5 protein-coding genes are annotated in these 3,554 nt (G+C 66.2%); all 5 read right to left on the bottom strand.

The genetic code is table 11. The features are described 5' to 3' along the window. Nucleotides 1-45: 45 nt before the first annotated feature. The 5 genes from P2Q66_RS13205 to P2Q66_RS13185 all read right to left on the bottom strand — a co-directional run bounded on the left by P2Q66_RS13205 (nt 46) and on the right by P2Q66_RS13185 (nt 3,483). Nucleotides 46-330, bottom strand: a complete 285-nt coding sequence (locus P2Q66_RS13205) for a hypothetical protein (protein ID WP_275728730.1) — start codon at nt 328-330, stop codon at nt 46-48. Between the two features lie 54 nt (nt 331-384). Further along, nucleotides 385-1,524 carry a Vms1/Ankzf1 family peptidyl-tRNA hydrolase gene (locus tag P2Q66_RS13200; RefSeq protein WP_275728728.1) on the bottom strand — a complete coding sequence of 380 codons (1,140 nt, stop codon included), beginning with the start codon at nt 1,522-1,524 and terminating at the stop codon, nt 385-387. Next, the gene (locus P2Q66_RS13195; protein WP_079599057.1) at nt 1,521-1,736 is read right to left on the bottom strand and encodes a hypothetical protein; all 216 of its coding nucleotides are present in this window, start codon (nt 1,734-1,736) and stop codon (nt 1,521-1,523) included. The genes P2Q66_RS13200 and P2Q66_RS13195 overlap by 4 nt, the downstream gene beginning before the upstream one ends. A gap of 104 nt (nt 1,737-1,840) precedes the next feature. Continuing rightward, nucleotides 1,841-2,176 carry a hypothetical protein gene (locus tag P2Q66_RS13190; protein ID WP_079599056.1) on the bottom strand — a complete coding sequence of 112 codons (336 nt, stop codon included), beginning with the start codon at nt 2,174-2,176 and terminating at the stop codon, nt 1,841-1,843. Between the two features lie 50 nt (nt 2,177-2,226). Beyond that, nucleotides 2,227-3,483 (bottom strand): D-arabinono-1,4-lactone oxidase, encoded by a 1,257-nt coding sequence (locus tag P2Q66_RS13185; RefSeq protein ID WP_275728724.1) that lies wholly within the window; start codon nt 3,481-3,483, stop codon nt 2,227-2,229. Nucleotides 3,484-3,554: the final 71 nt, after the last annotated feature.

The following is a 3,554-nucleotide window of genomic DNA, read 5'->3' as shown; positions in this document are numbered from 1 at the left end:
GAAACCCGGCTCGGTTTCGATAGGCTCAACCACGGTTTCGAGGGTCTATCCCTGGCCTTCCTGATCTTCCCCGAGCAGGCCGCGCTGGGCGAGATCGGCCTCTTCTGATGCCTCCGGGGGCAGTGGGTCGGTGGCCGGCGGAACGTCGCCAGGCGCGTAGTCGGCAAGGCCGGCTGCTACCCGCTCCTGCTCGGCTGCCGCCTCATAAACGTCGTCGTCGACATCTTCGGGCATTTTTCCATGGCCCGTCCGGGTGGGCTGGGGGAGTGCGTCCTCCTCCGGGATGATCACTCCCGGTACGGCGTCAGGGTTTTCATTTGCTGTAGTCACGATTTCACCTTCCGATCAGTAACTTTCACGCGTGGCAAAGCGAAGCGAAGTTGCTCACGACGACGCAGGCGCGGCTGGTCCCGTGGGCCAGCGAAGCAGGGCGGCAACGTCCACGCCCTCCGGCAGGACAGGGCCGGGAACCAACAGCACGCGTGCATCCGTCAGGGCGGCCGCCCGCAGCAGTGCTGCAGGTGCCGGAACCTTGCCCAGGACGTTTGCCGCCAGGGACTCTTCCTCGGCGGTGGCGATCCACGGTTCTGAGTCGAGGGCCAGCAGGGTCCGCTCGGTCAGGGCTGCGTCATTCAGGATCAGCACGTCCACCTGTGCCTGCTGGAGCGCATGCACAACGGCGCCGATTCCGGTGGCGGACTCGGGGTTGGCCTGCCCCTCCTGCATGGCCAGCCGGTCCATGACCTCCTGCTGCTCTGCTGCCCAGAGTTCGGCGACCCGCTGGTTGACCTGGTCATCAAGGAGGGCGTCATCGGCACCCTGCGTGTGGGTGTGCGAGTCAACCACCGATACCAGGTCCTGGCTGGCCTTCGAGAGCTGCTCCTGGACCAGGCCGCGCGCCCGGATATCCCCGGCCAGGACAATCAGCCGGGCACCACTCTCGGCCACCACCCGGTCAATTTCACCGGCAACCTCGTCCGCGTTCCGTCGCCAGACATCCTCGGTGTGGTGCTGGAACCGCAGGTGCGCCCAGCCCCCGCCCTGGAACTTGCTCACATGCTCGGTTTCGCCCTGGACTTCCCGGGTGCTGTCAGGAGCACCGGCACCTGCGTGGTACAGCCTGATTTCGCCGTGCTCCCGGCTGACCTCCGCAACAACATAGGGAAGGTCTTCGGGCCGGTGTTTCACCAGCGGTAACAGGTCAGGGATGGGGTCCACCGAAATCCGCTCCGGCAGTACCCGGTCTCCCGCGAGGACTTCATTGATCTCCGCCTTGCCCTGATGGACCAGGACGAACCTTGAGACCGGGGCGGGAATCCCGGCTTCGGGCTGGAGTGACTGTTCCACCGCGTCAAGGTCAGCAGCGGACGCTCCCTGGGCCTCCAGCTGGGCGCGTGCGTTGCCTGGGCGGACGTCGGCCGCTTCGAGGGTGTCCACTGTCCCGGTGCCGGCATCCACGTAGGCCGTGCACCAGGGGCCGGGCAGCTTGTACAGATCCGCGTATTCCTTCAGGCTGCCGGTCACTGTTCCCCCTCCTCATCGTCGAGGGGGTCCGGTGATGCCACGGGATTCAGGGCCTCGCGGACCTCATTGGGATCCGTGTCGTCCGGGAACGGCTCGGTCTCCCGCCATTCCTCCGCGTGTGCCGGCTGGTTGCCGCGGACCACCCCTTGGGTTTCGTGCTGCATCTGGTCATCCAGCTCGGAGTTGTGCTTGGTGTTGCCTCGTTCAGCCATGACGATCTCCTTCGCGCGTGATTAGTATCACAGGCTTACTAGTTCGTCATTTCACCGTAGCACCAAGATGCAGGGGGCTAAAGAGGGAATTTCGGGGGCAGTTCCTATGCCGAGCAGGCGTCCCTCAAGGCCTTGACCGAGCCTTCCGGCACCTGGTCTCCGGCCGCCGCAATCTCGCCCAACGGCGTCGTGATTTCCGTGGGGACACCCGCTGTCCTGGCGGCGGAAACCAAACCTGCCAGCACCTGCTTGTCCTCCACGCTGACCAGGCCATCATCGATGACGGTACAGATTTGCCGCTTCACTTCGTCGGCGGCAGCGGTGGCGACTTTGGACGCAGCATCGCTTGCTGCGTTGCTTGCTGCTTCCTCCACGGCACCGCAGCCGGCAAGCAGCAGCATCAGGGGGACGGCGGACAGGGCGGCAAGGCGGCGTTTCATCTGTCCAGCCTAACCCTTGGTGCGCCGGGGGACCGGCGCGGGTGAACGGCTCAGCGGGCGCTGGAGGCGGGTACGCCCAGGATGCTGTCCAGCAGCGCGTTGCGGAATTTGCCGTCGGGATCGTGGGCCGACGCGAGGGAACGGAAGGCTGCGAAGCGGGGATAGAGCTGCTCCCAGTCGTGGCCCTCCGGTGAGAACAGCTTCCCCCAGTGTGGCCTGGCGCCGAAGGGCCGCAGCAGGTCCTCGAGCTCCGGCAGGACGGCCTCGACGTCCGGCTGCAGCGGCTTCCACGTGAAGTGCAGCGCCACGCTCTGCTGCCGGTAGAAGGGGCTGAGCCAGAACTCGTCCGCGGCGCCCGTGCGGATCTCTGAAACGAACAGCAGGGGCGCCAGCCTGTCGGCGATGCTGCGCACGGCCTCTATTGCGGCCGGCGCGTGCTCCAGCGGCAGGATGAACTCACTTTGCAGCTCCTCGCCCTTGCTCGGGGTGAACTCGTGGCGGAAGTGCGGCAGTCGGTCGAGCCACAGGCCGGGCTCGTCCATCTGGAGCGTGCAGTTCTCGGCTGACATGTCCGGCAGCGGATGCCGGGGAGTGAGGGCGGCGGTGGCGCCGAACAGGTCCGCCAGCGCGGGCTCTTCATCCAATGCCTTGAACCAGGCCTGGCTAATGGATTGCCCGGAGTAGTTGGTAAAGAGGCTCACGCTGTAGGCGCCGGACACGAGGTCATTGAAGTTTTCCAGGGCACGGTCCCACGGCAGATCGACCAGAACCCGCTGGCGCATCCGGAAGCTGGGGCGGACTGCGAGTTCCAGGCCGGTGACGATGCCCAGGGCACCCACGCCCACCACGCTTGCCAGGAACTCGTCCCCGTCCGCGCGGGACAACCACACCTGTTCGCCCGAGGGCCTCACCAGTTCGATGGCTTCGACGGCGCCCGCCAGCGACTGGTTGTCCACGCCGGAGCCGTGGGTGCCGGTCTGCACTGCCCCGGCCACCGAGATGTGCGGCAGCGAGGCAAGGTTGTGGATTGCGGCGCCGGACTGCTCCAGGGTGCGGCACAGGGCACCGTAGCTCACGCCGCCGCTGACCCGGACCGTCCCCTTGGCTGAATCGAGGTCGATCTGCTGCGGCAGGGCATCCAGCAGGATGTGCACGCCGTCGGTATCCCCCACCCGGTTGAAGGAATGCCGGGAGCCCAGCGCCTTCACGCGCGATGAACGGGCCACCACCTCGGCGAGCTCAGCCACGGACTCCGGCCGCCGGACGTCGGCTGAGGCGTATTCAAGGTTTCCTGCCCAGTTCTTCATTCGGTCGGCTTTCCGCTTGGGGTCGAATTGGCTCCCCTTACTGTCAGCGCTAACAAATGCGCTGTCAAGGC

The sequence above is a fragment of the Arthrobacter sp. Cr_A7 genome, assembly GCF_029222765.1.
In the GTDB taxonomy this organism is placed as follows: domain Bacteria; phylum Actinomycetota; class Actinomycetes; order Actinomycetales; family Micrococcaceae; genus Arthrobacter.
The sequence above is the reverse complement of the archived record's forward strand: the minus strand, read 5'-3'. Positions and strand labels throughout refer to the sequence as shown.

Excerpts from the sequence above, each read along its gene's own strand:
- P2Q66_RS13195 (WP_079599057.1), bottom strand. The coding sequence starts at position 1,736 with ATGGCTGAACGAGGCAACACCAAGCACAACTCCGAGCTGGATGACCAG.
- P2Q66_RS13185 (WP_275728724.1), bottom strand. The coding sequence starts at position 3,483 with ATGAAGAACTGGGCAGGAAACCTTGAATACGCCTCAGCCGACGTCCGG.
- P2Q66_RS13190 (WP_079599056.1), bottom strand. The coding sequence starts at position 2,176 with ATGAAACGCCGCCTTGCCGCCCTGTCCGCCGTCCCCCTGATGCTGCTG.